This is a genomic window from Acidisarcina sp., assembly GCA_035539175.1.
Classification (GTDB): domain Bacteria; phylum Acidobacteriota; class Terriglobia; order Terriglobales; family Acidobacteriaceae; genus JANXZS01.
The window spans coordinates 1-23,264 of the sequence record DATLIY010000005.1 but is presented as its reverse complement, the minus strand read 5'-3'; the positions used below and the strand labels follow the sequence as shown (position 1 = coordinate 23,264).

The 23,264-nt window shown below is 55.1% G+C and carries 17 protein-coding genes and 1 tRNA gene; 12 read left to right on the top strand and 6 right to left on the bottom strand.

The features are described 5' to 3' along the window. Position 1: 1 nt before the first annotated feature. Positions 2-2,569, top strand: coding sequence for an FtsX-like permease family protein (locus VM554_01745; GenBank protein ID HVJ07085.1), 2,568 nt, complete (start codon positions 2-4; stop codon positions 2,567-2,569). Positions 2,570-2,605: 36 nt separating this feature from the next. On the opposite strand, the gene VM554_01740 is transcribed toward VM554_01745, so the two are convergent. Genes VM554_01740 through VM554_01730 form a run of 3 tightly spaced genes read right to left on the bottom strand, consistent with a single transcriptional unit; the run spans position 2,606 to position 8,059 of the window. Next, positions 2,606-5,692, bottom strand: coding sequence for a CusA/CzcA family heavy metal efflux RND transporter (locus VM554_01740; protein HVJ07084.1), 3,087 nt, complete (start codon positions 5,690-5,692; stop codon positions 2,606-2,608). Position 5,693: 1 nt separating this feature from the next. Then, positions 5,694-6,806 (bottom strand): efflux RND transporter periplasmic adaptor subunit, encoded by a 1,113-nt coding sequence (locus VM554_01735; GenBank protein HVJ07083.1) that lies wholly within the window; start codon positions 6,804-6,806, stop codon positions 5,694-5,696. Further along, positions 6,803-8,059: a TolC family protein gene (locus VM554_01730; GenBank protein HVJ07082.1), complete on the bottom strand. Its 1,257-nt coding sequence runs from the start codon at positions 8,057-8,059 to the stop codon at positions 6,803-6,805. Before VM554_01730 ends, VM554_01735 begins: the two co-directional genes overlap by 4 nt. Before the next feature lie 637 nt (positions 8,060-8,696). Here VM554_01730 and VM554_01725 point away from each other — a divergent pair. From VM554_01725 to VM554_01680, 10 genes are all read left to right on the top strand, one after another. Continuing rightward, a tRNA-Gln gene (locus VM554_01725) sits at positions 8,697-8,770 on the top strand. Between the two features lie 407 nt (positions 8,771-9,177). Beyond that, positions 9,178-10,368: a S53 family peptidase gene (locus VM554_01720; GenBank protein HVJ07081.1), complete on the top strand. Its 1,191-nt coding sequence runs from the start codon at positions 9,178-9,180 to the stop codon at positions 10,366-10,368. A gap of 355 nt (positions 10,369-10,723) precedes the next feature. Next, on the top strand, positions 10,724-11,245 hold the full coding sequence (locus VM554_01715; protein ID HVJ07080.1) for a chemotaxis protein CheW: 522 nt from the start codon (positions 10,724-10,726) through the stop codon (positions 11,243-11,245). A 35-nt stretch (positions 11,246-11,280) separates the two neighbouring features. After that, complete coding sequence (locus VM554_01710) at positions 11,281-12,876, top strand: methyl-accepting chemotaxis protein (GenBank protein HVJ07079.1); 1,596 nt, start codon at positions 11,281-11,283, stop codon at positions 12,874-12,876. Between the two features lie 335 nt (positions 12,877-13,211). Beyond that, positions 13,212-15,053 (top strand): chemotaxis protein CheA, encoded by a 1,842-nt coding sequence (locus tag VM554_01705; protein HVJ07078.1) that lies wholly within the window; start codon positions 13,212-13,214, stop codon positions 15,051-15,053. After that, complete coding sequence (locus tag VM554_01700; GenBank protein HVJ07077.1) at positions 15,050-15,889, top strand: protein-glutamate O-methyltransferase CheR; 840 nt, start codon at positions 15,050-15,052, stop codon at positions 15,887-15,889. Before VM554_01705 ends, VM554_01700 begins: the two co-directional genes overlap by 4 nt. Then, the gene (locus VM554_01695; protein ID HVJ07076.1) at positions 15,889-16,440 is read left to right on the top strand and encodes a chemotaxis protein CheD; all 552 of its coding nucleotides are present in this window, start codon (positions 15,889-15,891) and stop codon (positions 16,438-16,440) included. The genes VM554_01700 and VM554_01695 overlap by 1 nt, the downstream gene beginning before the upstream one ends. Then, positions 16,430-16,831 (top strand): response regulator, encoded by a 402-nt coding sequence (locus VM554_01690; protein HVJ07075.1) that lies wholly within the window; start codon positions 16,430-16,432, stop codon positions 16,829-16,831. Before VM554_01695 ends, VM554_01690 begins: the two co-directional genes overlap by 11 nt. Then, complete coding sequence (locus tag VM554_01685; GenBank protein HVJ07074.1) at positions 16,812-17,270, top strand: chemotaxis protein CheX; 459 nt, start codon at positions 16,812-16,814, stop codon at positions 17,268-17,270. Before VM554_01690 ends, VM554_01685 begins: the two co-directional genes overlap by 20 nt. Beyond that, positions 17,270-18,319: a chemotaxis response regulator protein-glutamate methylesterase gene (locus VM554_01680; protein HVJ07073.1), complete on the top strand. Its 1,050-nt coding sequence runs from the start codon at positions 17,270-17,272 to the stop codon at positions 18,317-18,319. The genes VM554_01685 and VM554_01680 overlap by 1 nt, the downstream gene beginning before the upstream one ends. A gap of 11 nt (positions 18,320-18,330) precedes the next feature. Here VM554_01680 and VM554_01675 read toward each other — a convergent pair whose 3' ends face one another. The 3 genes from VM554_01675 to VM554_01665 form a co-directional block, all read right to left on the bottom strand. Further along, positions 18,331-19,662 carry an MFS transporter gene (locus tag VM554_01675; GenBank protein HVJ07072.1) on the bottom strand — a complete coding sequence of 444 codons (1,332 nt, stop codon included), beginning with the start codon at positions 19,660-19,662 and terminating at the stop codon, positions 18,331-18,333. A gap of 38 nt (positions 19,663-19,700) precedes the next feature. Then, a complete protein-coding gene (gene malQ, locus VM554_01670) occupies positions 19,701-21,227 on the bottom strand; it encodes a 4-alpha-glucanotransferase (GenBank protein ID HVJ07071.1) in 1,527 nt (508 codons plus the stop codon). A 291-nt stretch (positions 21,228-21,518) separates the two neighbouring features. Further along, complete coding sequence (locus tag VM554_01665; protein HVJ07070.1) at positions 21,519-22,502, bottom strand: aldo/keto reductase; 984 nt, start codon at positions 22,500-22,502, stop codon at positions 21,519-21,521. A gap of 209 nt (positions 22,503-22,711) precedes the next feature. On the opposite strand from VM554_01665, the gene VM554_01660 reads away from it, so the two are divergent. Next, the gene (locus VM554_01660) at positions 22,712-23,074 is read left to right on the top strand and encodes a DUF309 domain-containing protein (GenBank protein HVJ07069.1); all 363 of its coding nucleotides are present in this window, start codon (positions 22,712-22,714) and stop codon (positions 23,072-23,074) included. Positions 23,075-23,264 lie beyond the last annotated feature (190 nt).

Below are 23,264 nucleotides of genomic sequence, written 5' to 3'. Positions count from 1 at the left end.
AATGAAGACCACCGTGAAACCTGCTTTGCCGTGGTCTGTCGCATCAAGAATTGCGTGGCGGGAACTTCATGCGTCGCGAGCCAAGTTTTTCTTTGTTGTGCTCTCGGTGGCCATCGGAGTAGCTGCGCTCACAGGCGTACGCGGATTCAGCGAGTCTTTCCAGCGAACACTGCTGGCAGAAGCCCGCACCATTATGGCTGCGGATCTTTCTGCGCGGATGTTTCGCCAGCCAACAGAGCAGGAGGATCAGCGCCTCGCCGAACTCTCTGCCAGGGGGCTTCAACAAACAACTGTAACGGAAATGGTTACAATGGCGTGGCTTCCGGAGAATCCGCAGCCTCTGCTGATCTCGCTAAAGGCTGTTGACCCCGCCAGATATCCATTCTACGGCGCTGCTGTTCTCGACTCTGGCGCCGATTTGAAATCGGCGCTCACCGATTCCTCGGTCGTGGTTGTCGATGATCTGCTGGTGCGACTGCATACTTCGGTAGGGAAGACGCTGCGCATTGGCAACAAGGACTTTCGAATTGCCGCTGTTCTTGCCCGCGAACCGGATCGGATGAGCGCAACCATGAGCCTCGGTCCGAGGGTAATGATCACTCGTGCAGCTTTGGCTCAGACGGGATTATTGCAGGCCGGCAGCCGCTCTGGAGAACGCCTGCTTTTTAAATTGCCGCCGTCCGCCTCCATTGCACAGGTGAGCAAACAGATCGAGCGAATCCTTCCCGATGCACAGGTCACTGATTTTCGCGAGAGCAATCCCGCTTTAACCCAGGGACTCGAACGCGCCACTGCGCTATTGAGTCTTATTTGCCTGGTAGCCATGGTGCTTGGTGCGATTGGCGTTGCGATGGCAATGCGCGCACACCTGCAACAGCGAATCGATATCCTCGCGATTATGAAGTCACTGGGCGCACGATCGTCCGACATCCTGCGAATTTACTTGTTTCAGACATTATTGTTGGGTATCGCCGGTGGACTCCTTGGCGTGCTTGCAGGAATGGGAGTTGAGTGGATCTTTCCTGCAGTACTGGGCAAACTCCTGCCGATGCGGCCAGCGTTTCACCTTCCCATGCGCTCCGTCCTTGCTGCACTTGGCACGGGTATTCTTACTACCCTCCTGTTCTGTCTACCTCCGCTGCTCGATATCCGTAACGTTCGTCCGAGCCTGGTCCTGCGGCGTGCAGTTGACGGCGGCAGCGAGGGAAGGCCAACTCTCTGGCAGCGTGTCAAGAATAGCCGGTTGCAGTGGATTGCCACAGCTTTGGTGTTGCTGGGACTCGGGGGGATAGCCTCAGCGCTGTCTGACTCCTTTGTTATCGGAAAGTGGTTTGCGATCGGGCTGGCTGCGGCGCTCGTTGTCCTCTTGACCCTCGCGTCGATTACCTTGCGGGTTTTGCGAATCGTATTGTCACGGACGCGGTTGCAATTACCTGCTGCGCTGCGGCATGGACTCGCGAACCTGTACCGCCCAGGCAACCAGTCAGCAGCGGTGCTGGCTGCCTTAGGAACGGGCGTCATGCTGATTCTCACCGTATTTTTAATGCAGAAGTCTGTTGTGCGGGAGATGAAGGTCTCCGCTTCTCCCACTACGCCAAATGTATTTTTAATCGATATCAGCACGCAGGAATTGGATGGCGTTCGCAGTTTGCTGACAAGGCAGCCTGGCGTTCGCGGCCAATTAGAGACACTGCCGGTTGTTTCAGGCAGGATTGCAACGGTGGATGGGGTGCCAATCGATCAGCTAAAGCTTGCAAACTTCCCGAAGCGACTGCTTCAGTCCGTGGCGTTGACCTGGGCCGATCAACAGCCCGCGGGTGTGAAAGTGCTCTCCGGAAAGTGGTGGAACCGTGAGTCTTCCGCTTCGCTTGCGGTGAGCGAACGCATTGCGCAGCGTCTGCATCTCAAAGTTGGATCGCATCTTACATTGGTTAGCGGCGAGCGGATGCTGCCTCTTCAGGTGGGAGCCATCTTCAAGAGCGACGGCCAGCATGTCTACGGAAGAAGCGAATTCATTTTCCAGCCCACGGATCTTAGCGGATTGCCCGTAGTCTGGTACGGAGCCGTGCACGTAGACGGATCGCAGGTACCGGCGATGCAGCGTGCTCTATTTGCCGCATATCCGACGATTACCGTCATCAATATCGCCGATGTGCTCGATACCATCCAAGGCTTTGTGGGACAGATCAACGGGGTCATCAGATTCCTTGCTGGTTTCTCGATGCTCTCCGGTGTGATTATCCTTGCCTCCAGTGTTGCCAGCACGCGCTTTCGGCGGATTCGCGAGGTGGTCGTTCTTAAGACGCTGGGAGCAAGACGTGGCTACATCATCAAAGTATTCAGCACGGAGTTTCTCGTCCTGGGACTGCTGGCTGGAGTTGTCGGCGCTATTTTCGCAAATCTCCTGTCGCGTATTCTCCTTCACAGACTCGACGTGATCTACCGCTTCGATCTGCGTTCCGGCGTCGTGGCGGTCTTGCTGACCGCCATTCTCGCCGTTGGAACTGGGTGGATCGCCAGCATCCATATTCTTGGGCAGAAGCCGCTGGAGGTTCTGCGGGAAGAATAATAGGGTTGGAGTGGTGCGCAACGAGCGGCGAATCAGCTACTGGTTCGCCGTCTCGACTGTTTCCGCTGGCACGTCCTTGCGGGTAAATTTCTTTACTAGTAAGGGCATTACGAACAGAATTGCAAGCAACGTTGTGATCATTCCGCCGACTACGACACGGGCAAGCGGTTGCTGTGCCTGTGCTCCTACACCATTCGATAGCGCAGCGGGCAATAGTCCCAGTCCTGCGGCCATACATGCCATCACAACGGGGCGCATTTCGTCGAGGCATCCCTGCTCAATGCCCGCTTCAGTGCCCTCTTCGCGCTGCGCACGGCGAATTCCTTCCAGGAAGACAACCGCTCCAAGAGTGGCAACTCCGATCAGCGAAGTAAATCCAACCGCAGCAGAAATACTGAAGGGAGTGCGTGTAATAAACAGTGCCAGCACGCCACCTATCGCTCCGAAGGGAAGGGTGCCAAGCACAATCAAAGCGTCAATCCATGAACGGAACTGGATGTAGAGCAGGACAAAGATCACGAGGAGACTGACCGGAATAACGAGAGATAGCCGGTGCTGCTCTTTACGAAGACTGTCGAATTCGCCAGCCCATGTGTAATTGAATCCCGCGGGAAGCTTTACCTTTTGCAACAATTGCTGTTGCAGATCCTGCATTGTAGTGGCCAGGTCCCGTCCACGCACGCTGAACTTTATCGGAATATAGCGCCGCCCATTTTCCCGGTAGATCATGAAGGCTCCATCTTTCAGGCCAACGTCCGCGATCTGTCCGAGTGGAACCCGTCCGCCATCTGCTGTTGGCACCAGGATGGACTGAATTGCCTGTGGATCGGTCCGGTATTGTGCCGGATAACGTACCGTGAGGTCGAAGCGGCGATCTCCCTGAATAATCTGCGTGACGGCCGCACCACCGATCGCTGCCTGTACACCGGCATTGATGTCTCCCGCAAGGATTCCATAGCGTGCGGCTTTCGCACGGTCGATTTGAATCAGAAGGCTGGGCTGGCCTCCAACGCGAAAGACACCCACATCCGCTACGCCCGTTACAGAATTCATGACTCCTGAAATTTGCTCGGCCGTGCGGGTGAGGGCATCAAAGTCATCCCCGAATAGCTTGAGCGAGTTCTCGCCCTTTACGCCGGACATTGCTTCCTCGACATTATCCTGAATATTCTGCGAAAAATTCAGATCGATGCCAGGGAAGGGAGCAAGTCGCTTACCGATTTCTTCGATAAGCCCCTGCTTGGTTAGGCCGGCGCGCCATTTATCACGCGGCTTCAGTGCGACGGAGATTTCAATATTGTTGAAGGTGCTCACATCGGTGCCGTCGTCCGGGCGGCCCATCTGGGAAACAGTCTGCGTCACTTCCGGCGACTTCGCAATTTCGGCGCGCAGTTTATCGGCCATTTGCGCTGATTCGTCAAAGGAGATGTCCTGCGGGAGCGTAGCTCGAATCCAGAGATTGCCCTCTTCGAGCGGTGGCATGAACTCGCCGCCAACAAAGGTGAATAACACGATGGAACCCACCAGAGCTGTTCCTGCGATGATCCAGACAAGGCTCGGGTGAATAAGGGATCTACGAATCGCAGCGTCGTAATGCCGGCGGAGAAAGCCGCTCAGCCATGTCTGCGATTCAGCGTTTTTATATTCTTTGGGCGCGGCGATGAATCCGAGAACTGGCGCAAAGATGAGGGCAAAGATGAGGGCTCCGGTGAGAGCGAACCCGTAAGTCACCGACATCGGTGCAAAGATTTTGCCCGGAACCCCCTGCATCGTAAAGAGCGGAATAAATGCTACGAGGATGATGAAGGTTGAAAACAAAACCGGCTTGGCGGCATCCGCAACGCCTTCAATTACCAGATCCGCAGTCTGTTCTCCTTCGACTCGACGCGTAAGCTTTCGGTAAATGCTCTCAAGAACGACAATCGACGCGTCTACCAGGATTCCAAAGTCGATAGCCCCGATCGAAATAAGGTTGGCTGAGCGCCCGGTGAGCACCATCATCGAGAAAGCAAAGAGCACGGCAAACGGTATGGTGATGGCTGCAATGAATGTGATACGCAGATCTCCAAGCATCGAGATCAAGACCAGGGTCACGAGAACCAGACCGGTCAGGATCACATGCTGGACCGTATGCGTGGTTGTATGGATCAACTCCGTCCGGTCGTAAATTGTGCTGATATGCATACCCGGAGGAAGCAGGCTTCCATTGTTCAACTCATGAATCTTCTTCTTAAGCGCCCCTAATGCTGGGAGGGATTTCTCCTCTTTCTGCAGCAGTACGATGCCAAGGACTATATCGTTTTCGCTGCCTCGTCCCACTTTGCCAAGGCGCGGTTGGAATCCCTCGCTGATGCGAGCAACGTCTCTCACCAGAACTGGAGCTCCTTTACGTTCCGCGATGACGACGGAGCCAATGTCGTCGACATTCTTCAAGAGTCCGAGTGCCCGCACGTTTACATTCTGGTCGCCCAGTGCCAGGTAGTTTCCACCAGCGTTTGCATTGCTGTTCTGGACGGCGTTGAGCAATTGCGCCAGGGTTACGTCGAAGGCCTGCAGCTTGGTGGGATCGGCCTCCACCTGGTACTGGCGCGTGGTGCCGCCGAAGGTAGTGATGTCAATAATGCCGGGGACCTGCTTCAATTCACGGCGAACAAGCCAGTCCTGCGTCGCCTTCAACTCATTCAGCGAGTATCCCGGGCCCGTAAGTTGATAACGATATATTTCGCCGATGGGGGACCAGGGCGAAAGCTGCGGTTGTAGATTGCCAGGAAGCTGGAGCGTTTGCAGGCGGTTCAGAACCTCCTGCTTGTCATGAAAGTAGTCGCTATCGAAGGAGAAGTAGAGCTTTACGTCGCTTAGCCCAAAGATGCTGATAGAGCGCACCTGGTCCAGATGCGGTGTGCCGTTTAATGCCGTCTCCACCGGCACTGTAACCTGCTGCTCAATCTCCTCGCCTGACCATGATGGATTTTGCGTGATGATCTCCACCAGCGGCGGAGAGGGATCGGGATACGCTTCAATATCGAGTTGCACAAAGGCAAAGACACCCACCGCCAATCCGGCAAGGAAGACCATGAGAACGATCGCGCGATACTGCAGAAGAGCTCGAATAAAAGCCTGCATGTTAGTCTCCCGCCGGCGCGCGGAGCAGCGCGGCCCCTGTCGTTACAACAGAGTCACCATCATGGAGTCCGCTTGTGACCGCAATCGTATCCCCGTGGCTTTGGGCTGTGGATACTATCCGTTTTTCATACTTGCCGGGAGACTGCTGTACAAAGACATAGCTCGCGGCGCCTTCGTGAATTACCGCCGTCGCTGGGATCACATAGGCGGTAGAAGTGGAACGGTCGATCGTAATCGTTGCGTACATCAATGGCTTATAGCGGTGATTGGGGTTATTTAGAACCACTCGCACTTTGAGCGTGAGGGAGGTTGGGTCGATAGCATCCGATACGTTTGCAATCTTTCCGTGTACAACTTCCTGCGGGTAGGCAGAGAAGGTGACGTCAACTGCCGTTCCTGGCTTTACCGATGCCAGGTCGCGCTCGTAAACATCTCCCAGCACCCATACCTCGTCGAGATTCGCGATTGTTGCGATGGATGCGGCGTTGTCCAGTGACTTCTGCATTTCGCCCGTGGCGCTGCCAATATCCAGCACTGCGCCGCTGATCGGAGCTTTGAGGATGGCTGTGTCGGAGCTTCCTCCAACAGAGAATCCCAACATGTGAATTCGCTGTTCCGTACGACTCATCTCCGCGTGGGCTGCTTCCGAAGCGGCCTGGAGATCGTCAAAATCCTTCTGGGCGATGACTTCATGTTGCAGGAGAAGCTTTGCTCGATCAAGTTGGCGATCTGCGCGCAACGCCTCGATCTTTGCCTTTTCATAATCCGAGCGGGCGGATGCGACGTCGCTGCTCTGGATCAGCCCAATCTTCTGTCCGCGAGCTACGTCTTGCCCCGGCCGCACATAGAGTTCTGCCAGGCGCCCGGAGATTTGTGAAAAGACATGAACTACCCGAGTAGGGTCTGGGCTGACGCGGGCTGGAATATCCAACTTGTTCACGATTTGTTGCGAGTGCACAACTGCCGTCTCCACAACGCTGGATGCAGAATTCGGCGAATCTGCAACGGGCGTGGCCTTCTGGTGGCATCCGGCTAAAACAAACAGCAACGGAGCGGCGAGGAGCCGGGCGCGGGTCCCCGAGAACAAGATGGAGCGAACTGTAGTGCGGCTCATGGCAGGATCTCCGTGGCGGCTGCGTAACTGAGTTGGTGGATACTGAGCCAGACCTGTGCGTTTGCATTGAGCGCATCCAGATGTGTCTGGCGGTAGTCGCGGAGAGCATCGAGATAATCCAGCAGAGTGCTGCCACCGTGGCGATAGCTGAACTCGAGATTATCGCGGACACGCTGCGACTCCCCAAGATAGTGGCTGTTGTAGCGGCGTGCCTGCGTCAGCGATGTTCCGTATGCCGCCCATGCCTGGTCAACATCGGAGATGACCTGGCTGCGCACTGCAGTCTCTGCAAATCTGCTGGACTCAACCTCGTAGCGAGTGCGCTGCTTTTCTCCCTGGTTTCTGTCGAAGATGCGCAGGGGAATATTCAGGCTTGCCCCAAATGTGTTGTCTTTGCCGCTTCGCTCGTATTCGGAAGCGATGGTCGGGTCGGTGGTCCCCATCGAGTCGGCAACTTTTACATTAGCCCGCGCAAGCGACAGCGATTCCTGCGCCGCGCGGTAATCCGGCCGGGCCGCCAGAGCCTTCTGCTCTAGGTCATCGAGTGTGGCGGTGAGTGCCGGGGGATCCAGCGTTCCGGTAATGTCGAAGGCGCGGTCGGGCCGGGAGACTCCGAGGAGAACCTGCAATTGATCGCTTGTCTGGAGTAAGTTCAGCCGAGCCTTGTCTTCGTCGGATTCAAACGAAGCCAGTTGCAGATCGATGCGCTCGAAGTCCGTCGCACTCATGTCTCCGGCCCTCAGTCGCTCCCGATTCAACTCCACCGTGTTCCGATAGCCGGCAAGGTTCTCCTCCGCCAGGGCCAGCGCCGCCTTGGCGAGAAGCATGTTCGTGAACGCTGCCTTCACATTCAGTAGAGTCTGCCGCTCCTGATCTTCATATTGACTGGTCGTGACGGCAGTCGTCGCGCGGGCGCTCTCCAATCTCCACTGCCGTTTGTGTCCGCGCTCAAACAGGCGCGACACATTGGCCGAATAGAAGTAGGGATTGCCTGGATTGTCCGATGGCAGCGTAACATCCTGGCCCAGGAGGGTTACGTTCGGATTCTGACGAAGCCCCGCAGTGACCTCCGCCGCGCGAGTGGCGGAGAGATGCTGTTGAGCCGCTAAAAGGGTAGGGTTCTTGCTGCGCGCAAGATCCAGAGCCTGAGCCAGCGAAATTGGAGCCGGAGCCGGTCCGTTTTGGGACTGGAGCATGATTGGCATCATCAAGGCCAACACTCCGGCAATGACCGAAGATCGAGATAGTTTCATACGCAAATTCCTGTATTCACCAAGTGAAGGAGGCGAGCACGCCGAGTCTGCAGCGCTTCAAGACGAAACGAACTTCAGAGGCAAACTGGGGGAGGACGGTTTTCAAGCGGATGCAACACACCCATCTGCGGCTTGCAGGAGTCGGAGTCGATAGCCAATTGGCCGGAGGGGTGAGCAGCCGGCACGAATGCCGTCAAAAGGGCAGGGAACCATGGGACGGAAACTTGAGACGCCACAGCAATTGCCAGGGTTGAGTCCGCGCGGCGCAATTCATGCGCCACTTCCGCGGGAGCAGTCCAGGCTTGCAGATCGTCCGTCAGAGAGACAACAGGAAGTAAAATGACCAGCAATATCCCGAGGGCAACAGCCTGACGCCCCCATTCGGACCACCATTCCCTAGAATCGCGGCGGGTTGGTGGATGCGCCCCGAAAACCCAGCCGGCGACCAGGGAAAGGGAGAGCACCACCCAGACGAAATTTAGGAAGACTTCCACCGCTTCAGATTGTATCGCACGATAGCGCAGCGGACACTTGCGCCTGCTGTTGTGAAGAGGACGTTGACCGAACACACGACAGCACTTACTATGGTTAAGGAAGGTTGATGCGTCCTCCGCGCCCTTCCATTAATTAAGTGCATTGCCCCCTCGTTCAATGGTAGGACAGCTGCCTCTGGAGCAGCATATCGGGGTTCGAATCCCTGGGGGGCAACCAAATAAGTATCTCTCCGTAACTTTCCTGATCTTATAAGTTCTGTCACTCGGCCAGAGGTATTGGAAGAGAGTGCGATAACGACGGCAAAGACGATGAGATTTCAAGCAGCGGCAGTGTCGAGCACCTCTTGGCTGCCCCATGGTGAAGGCTAGGCCCTTGATCCAGGTCATGTAGATGGCTTGAATCACGGTGTTGCTCATAAATTTATTAGAATGAGCGCGCAGGTCCGCCTGGGACGACCGGATACCCGGTAAGAATTGAATGGATATTATGCGGTTTCGGTTTGCCCGTGTTGGGGCCTTCCTATTGCGTCGCTCCGCGTTTCGGGGTACGATCCCACGCACGTACTATGTATGACGCTTTTAGATCCCGCTTCATGATTCGAAAGCAAGAATACGGAGACCCCAATGAGAGATCTCGCATCCCTCCTCGCGATCGCAGGTTTGATCGCGTTCGTTCCCGCCCTCACAGCCCAAAGCCAGGGTTCCCAACATGCCGCGGTATTGATTCCTGATTCCAGCATTGAGCACGCTGAGGATATCGGCGTACGGGCGCACACGAACCACCTGATTCATGTCGATGGGAAAGCTGCCAGCAGTGGCGGTCCCACGGGTGAAACTCCATCCTCGATCGCTGCCGTGTACGCCTTCACTCCAGCGGGTTCGCAGACCATAGCCATTGTGGACGCCTATGACTACCCCACCGCAGAGAACGATCTCAACGTGTTCTCGGCACAGTTTGGCCTGCCGGCCTGCACCACGGCAAACGGATGCTTCAAGAAGGTCTATGCCAGCGGCAGTAAGCCCCGGGCAAATTGCGGATGGTCGCAGGAAGCGGCGCTCGATATTGAGTGGGCGCATGCCATGGCTCCAAACGCCAAGATTGTTTTAGTCGAAGCCGCCAGCAACAGCTTCGCCAATCTGTTTGCCGCCGTGGACACAGCCACCGGCCAGGTGAACGCTTCAGGGCAGAGCGGAGAGGTATCCATGAGCTGGGGCGGCAGTGAGTTCTCAGGCGAATCGAGTGACGACACACATTTCACCGGGAGCGCAAGCGCGGGAGTCGTCTATTTTGCCGCCAGTGGCGACACCGGTGGTAAGACAATCTATCCCGGCGTTTCTCCCGATGTGGTCGCAGCAGGTGGTACTACCATCAATCGCAACAGCAGCGGAGCCTTTGTCAGCGAGACGGGGTGGAGCGGCAGCGGCGGAGGGCCCAGCACCTATGAGCCCATCCCTCTCTATCAGCAAAACGTGCCGAACGCCAGCACGACGCAGCGCTCGGTTCCGGATTTCTCTTTCGACGCTGACCCGAACAGCGGTGTCTCTGTATATGACAGCACCTCGTGTCAGGGCGTCAGCGGCTGGCTCGTTTTTGGCGGTACGAGCGTAGCCGCACCCTCTCTTGCAGGGATTGTGAATACGGCGCACAGCTTTGCCCCCAGCAGCTTCTCCGAACTCACAACCATCTATACCAATCGCACCAATACCGCTGATTTTCGCGACATCCTCTCCGGTACAGCAGGAAGCTACACAGCAGGCCCCGGATATGACTACGTGACGGGAGTTGGCAGTAATCAGGGCTTAAACGGAAAATAAAAAGTTCTTTTAAGCTTGAGGCCAATGGGCTCCCTTTGCGGGAGCCCATCGCTTTTGGGGAGACCATCCCGAGCGCCCAGGATAGTCGTCCCGGCAACCCCGTCTCTTCCAGTCCGCACGCTCGCACTGCTGCTGAGTGTGTTGGATGGAGCAATACGCGTTCCGTTATCCCTCTTCCTTTCCGAATGCCCTCCCTCTGAAGTTCAACGTAATCCTGCCGATACAAGAGTAAGAATCTTTGGTAATAACCGCGTTTCGGAAGTTTCTGCTCATATCTGCCCCGGGCGGTGAGCGCCAGGCGCTATTGATAGAAGCGCCGCTCTTCGCGTCCGTTGGAAACTGGAGGCAACTCATTATGCAGTCGACCGTGATGGCCCGCGCGATAACGCAGCAGCCGGCGGAGATCGATCCACGCTCAGGGAAATACCTGATTTTTCGTTTGGGAAACGAAGAATTTGGGGCTGGAATCCTGCACGTCAGGGAGATTATGCGGATGCAGGAAGTAACCGCTGTGCCCCAGACTCCTGCTTACGTGAAAGGCGTCATCAACCTGCGCGGTAAAGTTATCCCGGTCATGGATCTGCGAAGCAAATTTGGCATGTCGGCCGAGGAGTATACGGAACGCACCTGCATCATCGTAGTCCGTGCTCACTCCGCGGGCGTCGAACTTCCGGTTGGTCTGGTGGTGGATGGCGTGGTTGAGGTGCTCACGTTGTCCGCGGCAGAAATTGAGGATGCTCCCGACTTCGGCCGTGGAGAGGCCTTCGCCTACTTATTGGGTATGGCCAAGGTCAAGGGCAAGGTGAAGATCCTGCTTGATATCGAACAGGTATTGAGCAGCGGCGCGATGCAGGGGCTTGAATCCCTGCTGCAGTAGAGATTCGATCAGCGAACAGACTCAGGAGAAGCAGTATGACCCTTAGCAGGAAGTTGTATGCAAGTTTTGGCGCAGCGTTGACGATTGCCTTAGTTCTGGGAATCAGCGGACTCTACGGTACCAGCCGTATTCAAAGTCAGGTCGATGCAAATCTACTGAATGCTCACAAGGTGCATCTCGCAGGCGAGATCAAGGCGGTCGTCGCCGATATGCTGAGTGATGAACAGGGCATGTATCTCCGAGCCATCTTGCAGGATAAGTCTGCACTCGAAAAGTACAATGCGGACTTCCGGCAAGGCTCGGACAAATTTCACGCGCTGGTCAGTGAATACGCGCCATTAGCGTCGACCCCTGAGGGGAAGCGCATTATTGCCGAGATGCAGAATAGCCAGGCGGTCATTCTTCAGAATCATGAAGATTTGTATCGCATGTGCGCAGGCGATGACTTCTCGAATGCGTCGGAGCAGATGACGAGTAAGGCGATACCTGAGGCGCAACGAGTAGTGGTTAACGCGGATGCCCTGGTTGTGGCTGCCAGCGCACTGTTGGCGGCATCTGGTAGATCCGCCGAGAGTATAGTCGCGCAGATTCGCTGGATTTCTGCCTTTCTAATGATACTGGTGCTCGGAGTTGGCGCAGTGGTCGTATTCGTTGTGCGGCAGATCAACCAGGCTCTCTCCCGCAGCCTCGTTGAACTCGCTGAGGGCGCAGAGCAGATTGCCAGTGCAGCATCTCAGGTTTCCTCCTCCAGTCAGTCGTTGGCGCAAGGCTCCTCGGAACAGGCGGCATCGCTGGAAGAGACGTCTTCCTCCTCTGAAGAGATCAATTCCATGGCGCGTAAGAACTCGGATAACGCCGGAGTAATGTCGCAGCTTGTGACCGACTCGGAACGGGAGTTTGCACAGGCAAATCAGCACCTGACTGACATGGTAACGGCGATGGATGCAATCAATGATTCCAGCGCAAAGATATCGAAGATCATCAAAGTCATCGACGAGATCGCATTTCAAACCAACATACTGGCGTTGAATGCTGCGGTAGAAGCGGCCCGCGCCGGGGAGGCGGGGATGGGATTCGCCGTGGTTGCGGATGAAGTGCGCAACCTCGCGCAGCGCTCCGCCCAGGCCGCCAAAGACACCGCTGGTTTGATTGAGGAATCGATCGATAAGTCCGGCAGCGGAAAGACCAAGATGGGGAACGTTGCAACCGCCATCCAGCGGATCACGGAACAATTCTCAAAGTTCAAGATCCTCGTCGATGAGGTAAGCCATGGAAGCAGAGAGCAGACAGACGGAATCGAGCAGATAGGCAGAGCGCTGTCGCAGATGGAGCAGGTTACCCAGAGCACAGCGGCAAATGCTGAAGAGAACGCGGCGGCGGCAGAACAACTGAATGCTCAATCTGAAACCCTGCAGGGTATCGTGGATCGTCTCAACCGAATGGTAGGTGCCGACATCAGCTCTACCGGAACGCGCCGTATGCCCTCCCGCGATGTAAATACATCGATGCGTCGTGGTCTTGCGCCGCGAAGCCTTGAGGCACCTGCGGCCTTCGCGAAGACCACTCCTGCTGCCCCGGCCAAGTTGGATAAGAGCAGCTTTCCGCTGGGAGAGCAATTTGTGGAATTCTAAATGACAACCATTGCTGAACTTGCAGGACGGAACCAGACGTATTCTTACGACTAGTCTGCGCCAGTTTAGTTCCATTGAGCAATTTGGAGACGGCCATGCCTGAAGTACTGGGTGGCGAGAGTAGCAGCTCTCTCATGCTGAACAAAATCGATGAGTGGGTCGTTCGCCTAATGGTGAGTGGCCCCGCGAGTCTACAACCAGACGAGTTCAAGGCGTTGCAGGAAGATGCCGGGAAAAGAGGTTGCTTTCGTGTGGCGAACCTCGCAGCAGACCTCGCAGTGCTCACCAGTAGCAGGGAACAATCGAACTTGTCGGAAAAGGAGATTCGAGAAAGTTTGACTGCACTGAGAGAGGCTATCGAGGACGAGAATCGCGGCACGGAATCGGCACGGCAGCAGCCAGCCCCCAATTCGTTTGCTGACGATGCAGAGTTGGTGGGCGACTTCCTCGTAGAGTCCCGTGAGCATCTTGCCAAGGTGGAAGGACTGATGCTTGAATTGGAAGCAGATCCATCCTCCACTGAAGCCGTTCATTCTGTCTTCCGCACCTTTCACACGATTAAAGGGCTGGCTGGTTTTTTAGAGTTTGGCAGTATTCAGGAGCTTGCTCACGAGGTAGAGACGTTGCTGGATCTGGCTCGCAGTTCCAGGCTTACCATCACGACGCCCGTAGTCGATGCGGTGTTAGAAAGCGCAGATCTTCTTAAGCAGGAGTTGGACAGCATCGAAGGGAGGCTGACAGGCAGGCCGTCGGCACCCATAGAGAATCGCTTCCTGCTGGAGAAGCTGCAACGACTCGCTAGATCCGGCGCGTCTACTGATTTGGAGAGCACGCAGCTCAAAGTAGACGAGGCTTTCGAGGCGCCGACTCATGAGCCTGAAGTGGTTATCAAGACGGAAATTGTGGAAGCAGCACCGGCCCTGGAAGAAAAAGAGTTGGAGAAGACCCAGGCTCTCACGCACAAGCCGGCGGTAAGTCCAGTAGCTGCACATCCGGAAGCTTCCCGGTCCGCCGATACCTTCTCTGTTCGTGTGGAGACTGCAAAACTGGATCACCTGATGGATACGGTAGGTGAGCTGGTCATCGCACAGTCTCTGATTCGCCATAATCCAGTCTTCGTAGCACAGCAAGATCCTCGGCTGCTGGGTGATATTGCTCAATTAACCAGGATTACTACCGAAGTGCAGCGCGCCGCGATGGAAATGAGAATGATCCCCATCGGTCAACTCTTCCACAGGTCAACGCGGTTGATACGAGATCTATCCCGGAAGACTGGAAAACAAATAGTGCTGGATATATCCGGCGAAGACACGGAAGTTGATAAGACGATTGCGGAAGAGTTAGCCGATCCTTTGCTGCATATGATGCGAAACTCCGTCGATCATGGAATTGAGACTACCGAAGAACGTGCGGCAACCAGTAAGAACGCTGTTGCGACTATTCGTCTTTCGGCCTACCACCAGGGTGGCCAGATCGTGATAGAGATCTCCGATGACGGGCGCGGTCTGAATCGGGAAAAGATTTTGCTGAAGGCGCAAGAGCGCGGGTTAGTGGGGGACGGTGCACAACTATCCGATAACGAAGTCTTCCAGCTAATCTTTCAGCCGGGATTTTCAACCGCGGCGCAAGTGACGGATACCTCAGGACGCGGTGTGGGGATGGATGTCGTTCGCCAGAATGTGCAAAAGCTGCGTGGCAGGATCGAGATTCATTCTACCTATGGACAAGGAACTACTTTTTATCTAAAGCTGCCACTCACGTTGGCGATTATCGAAGGACTGGTAGTGGTCGTCGGCGACAGGCGCTATATCATCCCGATCTTTGCTGTAAAAGAGATGTTCCGTCCAACCGAAGATTTGTTATCGACGGTGCATGGACGGGATCACATGGCGATGGTTCGCGGCAGGCTTTTGCCCATTGTGAACCTGGGACAGCGGTTGGGAATTGAGTCTCGTATTACCGATCCTTGTGAAGGATTGCTGGTGGTTGTGGAGAGCGAGGGCTCGCAATTCTGTCTCCTGGTCGACGATCTGATCGAGAAGCAGGAAGTCGTAATTAAAGGGCTAGGAGATGTATTCCGCGATGTCACTGGCATCGCTGGGTGCGCCATTCTCGGAGACGGACGCGTGGGCTTGATCCTTGACATAGACGGGATTGTCCAAGGACGAACCCCATGACGGTTCAAGCTCCCAACGCGACGTCCGCCATGAGTGAGCACGAGTTCGAAGAGATTCGCGAGATGTGCTATCAGCACTGCGGAATCAATTTGCAGGGCAAGGAAGTTCTCGTTTTCGCAAGACTGAGTAATCAGGTACGGAAGATGGGTCTCTCTTCGTTCAGGGAGTATTGCGAGAAGGTTAAGGGCGACTCCAGCGGTCAGCTGATGGCATCGATGATCGATGTGCTTACCACCAACCACACCAGCTTTTTTCGCGAACCGCAGCACTTTGAATTTCTGCGGAAGAAGATCCTGCCTGCGCTGAAGCCGAGTGATTCTATCTCCGTATGGAGTGCGGCGTGCTCCAGCGGAGAGGAGCCTTTCTCGATCGCAATTTCGCTTCTGGAAGAGTTGGGAGAGAAAGCGGCTTCGCGCATCCATATTCTCGCTACAGATGTATCCACTCGGATGCTGAAGAAAGCAGAACGCGGTTGCTATCCGGAGGATAGTTTCAGTGGCATCCCCATGGAGATGTTACATCGATATCTACTGAAAGGGCTTGGGCCATCTCGTGGCGTTTATAAGGTTAAGGAAAAAGTACGTGCGCTGATCGAATTTCGCCATGCGAATCTAATGGAGAGTTTTGCGCATCTGGGACGCTTCTCGGTGATCTTTTGCCGGAACGTCATGATCTATTTTGACCAGCCAACGCAGCAGCGTCTTGTCCATCGATTGGCCGACTGTCTGTTACCTGGAGGCTATCTGCTGGTAGGGCACTCGGAAAGCCTGAATAGCACTCGCCAGCCTCTGCGGTACATCGCACCTGCAATCTATCGCAAAGATGGAGGCGTCTGATGCGTCTGGAAGCAGAGGGCCTGGATAAAGCAGCCTCAATCACGGTTGGCGTAGGAGATTGCCAGGTAAGCAATAATCCAGACGCATCGCTGGTGACCTATGCATTGGGATCCTGTATGGCGGTTACGATTTACGATCCTATGGCGAGAGTAGGTGGCATGCTTCATTACATGCTGCCGGATTCCAGGATCGATCAGACCAAGGCATCGCAACGCCCCTGGATGTTTGCGGATACGGGAATCCCATTACTCTTTCGCTGGGCATATCGCCTGGGGGCGGTGAAGTCGCGCCTGTTGGTTGCAGCCGTTGGCGGAGCTCAGATGGTTGGGACCGACGGCGTCTTCGACATAGGGAAGCGGAATCAGCTTGCGCTTAGAAGAATCTTTTGGAAAGCGGGCGTGCTCGTTCATTGCGAAGAGGTGGGTGGCAATCTTCCCAGAACTCTATGGATGAATCTGGGCAACGGACGCATTCTCCTGAGGCACGCGCAGCAGGATCGCGAACTCAGAAGTCTGGTTGCAGAGGAAAGGAAGGCAGCCAATGACGTTTAATGTGTTGATCGTAGATGATTCTCCTGCCATGCGCAAATTTATTTGTCGAGTCCTTGGCATGTCACAGTTTTCTATCGGTGAATGTTTTGAGGCGAGTAATGGGCTGGAAGCTCTCAGCGTATTGCGAACAAACCGCGTGGACATTGTGCTAACCGATATCAACATGCCGGTGATGAATGGCGAAGAGTTCCTTCGACAGCTTCATGCAGATGCCAGGCTTCAATACCTTCCCGTCCTGGTAGTTTCTACCGATCGCAGCAAAGACCGTTTGCAACAGATGTTATCGCTGGGTGCACAGGGCTATATCACGAAGCCATTTCTTCCGGAGAAGTTGAGTAGTGAGATGGAAAATCTACTGCGGAGAGGGAAGTATGCAGACAGTAGCATTTGAGCCAACGCTGGCGGATGCCGCGGCTGAGGTACTGGAGAGTATGTGCTTCACAGAGATCCTCGGTGATGGACCGGAAGGCTTTCTTGGCGAGTCGCAGTGGGTATCCTCGACGATGGAGTTTCAGGGCGTGGCCCGAGGGCGGTTCGGACTTCAAGTGTCGGCGGATGCGGCACGTACACTGGCAGCCAATTTTTATGGACAGGAACCCCATGAAGTAAATGCCGATCAGATTTGCGATGTCATTGGAGAGTTGACGAATATGGTCTGCGGCGCGGCTCTAAACCGATTGGAGAAGGCAAGCAGCTTTCACCTGTCTCATCCAGAGAGCACAATAAGGGTCGGTAAACTTCAGCCCTTTCATTCCGACAACTGCTCGTCGCGCATCCTTCAACTGGAGGATGGGTTTCTTTCCGTCTGGCTGGAGTTAGTGCCAGAGTGATGCTCAATTCCGCGCGAAAGATAAAGGTCCTTGTTGTGGACGATTCTGCTATCGTCCGCAAGATCCTTTCCGATGCTATTGCCGCGGAGAGCGACTTGGAGTTGGTAGGGACAGCTCCCGACCCATTCATTGCACGAGATAAAATCCTTGCGCTGCAGCCCGACGTGCTGACGCTGGATATTGAAATGCCGCGCATGGATGGTCTTACTTTCCTGAAGAAGTTGATGCAGTACCATCCCATGCCGGTGATTGTGATTAGTTCTCTTGGACACGCCTCCTGCCAGGCTGCAGTCGAGGCCCTGCGATATGGAGCGGTAGAGGTTTTGGCAAAGCCCCAGGGGCCGTATTCCGTGGGCGAGTTACGAGCCAGCCTGATTGCCAAATTGCGTGCGGCCGCTCGCTCCCGTCCACTTGTCCACAAGATAGCCTCACCCATTGTTCCACCTGCAGTCGAGCCGCTGAACCGTTGTCATCCCTCCACCGTCATCGCCATAGGCGCTTCAACAGGCGGAACGCAGGCCATTCGTGAAGTGCTCGCAGGATTGCCCCCAAACCCTCCAGGCATCGTCGTGACACAGCATATTCCACCCGTGTTTTCGACGGAGTTCGCGAAGCATCTGAATGAAATCTTCCCCTTCGAGGTGAAAGAGGCAAGTCAGGGAGACGAGGTTTTTCCTGGAAGAGTACTGATTGCGCCAGGAAATTTCCATATGCTGCTTCGCCGGGAGGGCTATCGCTATTGGGTTCAGGTGCAGGATGGTCCCCAGGTCTGTTACCAGCGCCCATCGGTGGATGTGCTCTTCTCCTCGGTTGCAGATTCGGCTGCCAAACACGCGATAGGTGTGCTTCTTACAGGAATGGGTGCCGACGGAGGCCAGGGGCTATTGCGGATCAAGCGTGCTGGAGGCAACACGATTGCGCAGGATGAGCAGAGCAGCGTGGTCTATGGCATGCCACGCGAAGCGGCTCGGCTCGGCGCCGCAGACCAGATCCTTCCCTTACATTCGATTGCCAAATCCATGCTGGATCTGGCTGCAAGAATGGCATAAAAGCATCTGTATTACAGTGCTTGAATACTCTTCGTTAGCGGGTCTTTTACGCGCTGCATCAGTATGGCCGCAACCAGCATGAAGACTCCTCCAGCAATCACAGCCAGAATGCGATTGTTATGGAGAAGATGATTCATGATCCATCCAAAAAAGAGTGAGGCCAGGATCTCCGGCGTCACGATAAAGAAATTAAAAATTCCCATGTAGACGCCGGTCCTCGCAGGAGGCAGCGAAGCTGCTAGCACGGCATACGGCATGGAGAGTGTGCTGGCCCATGCAATGCCGACTCCGAGCATCGTGAAGAGCAGCAGATACTTGTTGTGCATGAACGCCACAGCAATAAGGCCTGCAGCGCCGCATAGCAGGCACAAGCTATGCGTGTTCTTCCTGCCAAACATCCGAGCCATCTTCGGTAATAGAAAGGAGAATCCAAAACAGACAACCGAGTAAGCGGCGAAACAGATGCCCGCCCACTCAATGCCAGCCTTATAGGTCGGCGAGGCTGGATCATCCGCACCGAAGACGTTATGTGCAACAGCGACTGGAAAGTAAAGCCACATGCAGAAGAGTCCGAGCCAGGTCAAAAGCTGTACAGGTCCAAGCTGACGCATCGTCTCCGGCATTTCCGCAATAGCGCGGAGGATATCCTTTGCATTCTCTGCAATCCCAATCTTCTCGGCCTTTAACTTCTTAAAGGCTTCGATATCATCCGGCGGATATTCAGGCGTCGTAAAGATGGTCCACAACACAGCACCTAGAAAGGCGACGGCTCCTATATAGAAAGACAGGCGAACGGTGCTCGGGATAGCTCTCGTATCACCTGCTGCCTGCGTCAGGTGAAAGACGTTGGTCAGCAGCCATGGAAGAGCCGATGCAACCACAGCTCCCAATCCGATGAAGAGACTCTGCATCGCAAAACCGCCGGTTCGCTGTCCTTCCGGCAGAATGTCGGCAACAAATGCGCGGAACGGCTCCATGCTTATGTTGATCGATGCATCAAGGATCCAAAGCGCCCCAGCTGCCATCCACAGGCTGGAGCAGTTTGGCATCAGAATCAGCATGAGAGAGCTGAGAATGGCGCCTGCAAGAAAGTAAGGACGGCGTCGTCCTAGTGGTCCCCATGTGCGATCACTCGCGTGACCTATGATCGGTTGAATCAGCAGGCCGGTGAGCGGAGCCGCCAGCCACAGGATAGGTATCTGATCCGCTCTTGCACCCAGATATTCATAGATGGCGCTCATATTCGCCATCTGCAACCCCCAGCCAAATTGAATTCCTAGAAAGCCAAAGCTCATATTCCAGATTTGCCAGAAGCTACGCTGTGGTTTGTCGTACATGCTCATTTGTTTTTCACCAGTAGGGTCTTTCTGCGGCATAGCCTCTAGCGTTCGTACAGCAGAACTAATTGTCTTAACTGTTTGGCCAGTTCGGGAGTCAGTGCTCCGGGTTTGCAACGCCATCTCCAATTTCCACTCGAAGTTCCAGGAAGATTCATTCGTGCGTCAGTGCCAAGTCCAAGCAAGTCCTGCAGCGGCACGATTGCCGTGTTTGCCACAGACGCCAGCGCCGCGCGGATAAAGGCCCAATGCACGGGCTGGTCGCCGAAGTTCAAATACCTATGTGCGAAGTCGTGCTCCTTCGCCACATCCTCGGGAGTATTCACGCTATCGCCAGCATCGCCCTTGCTTGTCCACCATCCAGTAATCGTGTTGTTATCGTGCGTGCCAGTATAGGTCACCAGTTCGCGAACAAGATTGTGGGGACGGAAGGTGTGCGCCTGCTCGTCTGTTCCAAAACCAAATTGCAGAATCGCCATACCGGGGAATCCGAATTGGTGGCGAATTGCTTCCACTTCGGGAGTTATACGGCCAAGGTTCTCTGCAATCACTGGCAGCGGCCCTAGCTCTGCCTGCAATACCTCGAACAATGTTGCCCCCGGCCCTTTCACCCACTGACCGTTGATAGCGGTAGTTTCCGATCCCGGAACCTCCCAATATGCTTCGAATCCGCGAAAGTGGTCGATGCGCACGATGTCATAGAGGCGCAGTGCGGATCGGAAGCGGTCGATCCACCAGCGGAATCCCGTTTGTTCCAACAGTGGCCAGTTATAGATTGGGTTGCCCCATAACTGTCCGGTTGCACTGAAGTAGTCGGGCGGCACTCCCGCCATCTTCAACGGATTCCCCTGCTCGTCGAGATAGAAGAATTTTCGATTTGTCCATACATCGGCGCTGTCGTGCGCGACATAGATTGGAATGTCTCCTATGACCTGCACGCCGCGATCCTGCGCATAACTCCTCAGGCTTTGCCACTGACGAAAGAATTCAAACTGCCAGTATTTGATGACTTCGATTTCGCTGGCAAGCTGGCTCGTCCACTCGACGAGCGCTGCTGGCTGCCGTGCTGCAATTTCAGCCGGCCATCTCGTCCACGCCACGCCTCCGAATTGGTTCTTCACTGCCATAAAGAGCGCAAAGTCATCCAGCCACATCGCATTTTCAATGCAAAAGTTCTGGTAGTTGCGGCGCAGGTCTGCCGAGGACGACTGAAAAAAAGTGAGAGCAGCCTTGGTGAGCAGGCCAGTCTTGAATTCAATAACCCGCTGGTACTCTACCTGCTCCGCCGCAAACAATGGCGCTGAATCGAGATCGTTTTGCTGCAGCAATCCATCATCGCGAAGCCTCTCAAGACTGAGCAGCAGTGGGTTGCCCGCTGTGGCGGAAAAACATTGAAACGGAGAGTCTCCGTAGCCAGTCGGGTTGAGCGGAAGTACCTGCCAGAGCTTCTGGCCCGAAGCCTTCAGAAAATCGACGAAGCGATATGCTTCGGATCCAAAGTCGCCAACGCCATAGGCGCCGGGCAAGGACGTGGGGTGAAGTAAGATCCCGCTGGATCGGGGAAACTGCATGCTGCTCTCCATCGTGTCCTGCGGTCCCAGGAGTGCGCATCATAAGCCGGATTTCGGCGTCATGGGAGCATAGCAAAATAGGAAGAAGCCGCAAGAACACTCGAAAATACGTTTGTATCGCGTTACTGTCAAGCGGCCGCTGGAACACTTACGGAAGATTCAGGCCGGGCTGGTTTGCTTCAGATGGTTGCGATTGCCAAGTGTGCAGCGATTCCCGGTTGCTTTTTGAAAAAGGAGCTGTCATCGACAGATCCTTTTTCAAAGTAGAGTTGACCTTAACACCGTCCGATGTCATTGATTGATCAAGGTCATCAAGTTGGGCGCATACCGCTCTCCAGATGCGGCGTCTGGAGGAAAGATGGCATTCAACTGCGCCAATTGATCGGCAGTCAGGACAATGTCAACCGCAGCCACATTCTCCTCGAGATACTTACGCCGTTTTGTTCCCGGAATCGGAACAATGTCCTCTCCTTGAGCCAGCACCCAGGCGAGAGCCAGTTGGCCCGGTGTGTGACCACTTGCCTTCGCAATCTCCTTCACCTTTGTGACCAGCTCAAGATTCTTGTAGAAATTCGCTCCCTGGAAGCGTGGGCTGGTGCGACGGTAGTCATCGGCATCGAAGTCCTCGGGAGATGTAATTGCCCCGGTTAGAAAGCCGCGTCCGAGCGGGCTATAGGGAACAAATCCGATTCCCAGCTTACGGCAGGTAGGAATCACTTGGGGCTCGGGATCCCGTGTCCAGAGCGAATACTCTGATTGAATCGCGGTGATGGGATGTACCTTCTGGGCGCGTTCAATCGTCTGGGGCGATGCTTCGGAGAGCCCGATATAACGGATCTTGCCTTCACGAACCAGTTCGGCAAGGGCTCCGACGGTCTCCTCAATGGGTGTCTTCGGGTCGATGCGATGTTGATAGTAGAGATCCACCGTATCGACCTGAAGCCGCTTCAGGCTGCCTTCTATCGATTTCCGGACATACTCCTTGCTGCCATCAACTCCGCGTTTGGAGGGATTCAGCGGATCGCGCAGAATGCCGAACTTGGTAGCCAGAAAAACCTGGTCCCGCTTGCCCTTGATGGCTTTGCCGACGAGTTCCTCGTTGGTGTGAGGGCCATAGATATCAGAGGTGTCCAGGAAGTTGACGCCGAGTTCGAGAGCGCGGTGAATGGTAGCAATCGATTCGGTATCGTCGCGATGGGAGTAAAAATCACTCATTCCCATGCATCCGAGCCCGATGGCAGATACAAGTGGTCCGTTAGCACCGAGTTTGCGCATCTTCATAATGACTTGTCCTTTGCTTACCGTATTACAGGAGCCAATTGCGATACGTCAATCGTCAGCGATTACCGTATCGCGCATAGAAGAGGAGAGTTCTCATTTTGCAGGTTAGATGCAGTTGCCTGGGGAGCGGAAGCCAAGATTCCTCTCAGCACCCTGCGCGTCACTGTCACCTTTCCCATGCATTCTTATGGGATGATCGAGGAATGAAGTTCGACTGGACTAGCGGCGGACTCGCCGAAGGGCTGCGATGCTATCGCGCGTGTAAATTCTTCGACGCGCATGAGCATTGGGAGGGTGTCTGGCTTCATTTGCCGGAGCCGCAAAAGACGTTCCTTCAGGCATTGATCCAGACCGCGGCAGCATTCCATCACCTGCAGCGCCACAACACGCAGGGCACCATCTCGCTGCTGCACACCGCGCTGCGGCGACTGGAGCTTTATGCGGATCCTTACGAAGGTATTTCCGTCGCACCTCTTCGTGAGGAAATTCGCAATTGGTTGCGATTGCTGGAAGCAGGCGACGCTTCGGTCCAACTACCGTTTCCTGAAATACGCCAGCACAGCTAGAGCAGCTCCTGCATCAATGGCCAAGGCTGCCCCAGGGTGTATCGACATATAGGGATGGCTGCCGACGGGAGGCCGTTTCTCTCAGTTCGAGAAGGGAGGAGCGACAGATACCGGGTGTATCTTAGCGACGACCGACGAAGAAATGAGGGGAACGGACCCCGTCCCGGAGGGTTGGCAGGAATCCGGCCAA

What these genes read in the sequence shown, in the direction of transcription:
- VM554_01730 (HVJ07082.1), bottom strand. Translation starts at nt 8,059, where the DNA reads ATGAAACTATCTCGATCTTCGGTCATTGCCGGAGTGTTGGCCTTGATG.
- VM554_01715 (HVJ07080.1), top strand. Translation starts at nt 10,724, where the DNA reads ATGCAGTCGACCGTGATGGCCCGCGCGATAACGCAGCAGCCGGCGGAG.
- VM554_01660 (HVJ07069.1), top strand. Translation starts at nt 22,712, where the DNA reads ATGAAGTTCGACTGGACTAGCGGCGGACTCGCCGAAGGGCTGCGATGC.
- VM554_01690 (HVJ07075.1), top strand. Translation starts at nt 16,430, where the DNA reads ATGACGTTTAATGTGTTGATCGTAGATGATTCTCCTGCCATGCGCAAA.
- VM554_01745 (HVJ07085.1), top strand. Translation starts at nt 2, where the DNA reads ATGAAGACCACCGTGAAACCTGCTTTGCCGTGGTCTGTCGCATCAAGA.
- malQ (HVJ07071.1), bottom strand. Translation starts at nt 21,227, where the DNA reads ATGCAGTTTCCCCGATCCAGCGGGATCTTACTTCACCCCACGTCCTTG.
- VM554_01720 (HVJ07081.1), top strand. Translation starts at nt 9,178, where the DNA reads ATGAGAGATCTCGCATCCCTCCTCGCGATCGCAGGTTTGATCGCGTTC.
- VM554_01700 (HVJ07077.1), top strand. Translation starts at nt 15,050, where the DNA reads ATGACGGTTCAAGCTCCCAACGCGACGTCCGCCATGAGTGAGCACGAG.
- VM554_01675 (HVJ07072.1), bottom strand. Translation starts at nt 19,662, where the DNA reads ATGAGCATGTACGACAAACCACAGCGTAGCTTCTGGCAAATCTGGAAT.
- VM554_01710 (HVJ07079.1), top strand. Translation starts at nt 11,281, where the DNA reads ATGACCCTTAGCAGGAAGTTGTATGCAAGTTTTGGCGCAGCGTTGACG.
- VM554_01735 (HVJ07083.1), bottom strand. Translation starts at nt 6,806, where the DNA reads ATGAGCCGCACTACAGTTCGCTCCATCTTGTTCTCGGGGACCCGCGCC.
- VM554_01665 (HVJ07070.1), bottom strand. Translation starts at nt 22,502, where the DNA reads ATGCGCAAACTCGGTGCTAACGGACCACTTGTATCTGCCATCGGGCTC.
- VM554_01695 (HVJ07076.1), top strand. Translation starts at nt 15,889, where the DNA reads ATGCGTCTGGAAGCAGAGGGCCTGGATAAAGCAGCCTCAATCACGGTT.
- VM554_01740 (HVJ07084.1), bottom strand. Translation starts at nt 5,692, where the DNA reads ATGCAGGCTTTTATTCGAGCTCTTCTGCAGTATCGCGCGATCGTTCTC.
- VM554_01680 (HVJ07073.1), top strand. Translation starts at nt 17,270, where the DNA reads ATGCTCAATTCCGCGCGAAAGATAAAGGTCCTTGTTGTGGACGATTCT.
- VM554_01685 (HVJ07074.1), top strand. Translation starts at nt 16,812, where the DNA reads ATGCAGACAGTAGCATTTGAGCCAACGCTGGCGGATGCCGCGGCTGAG.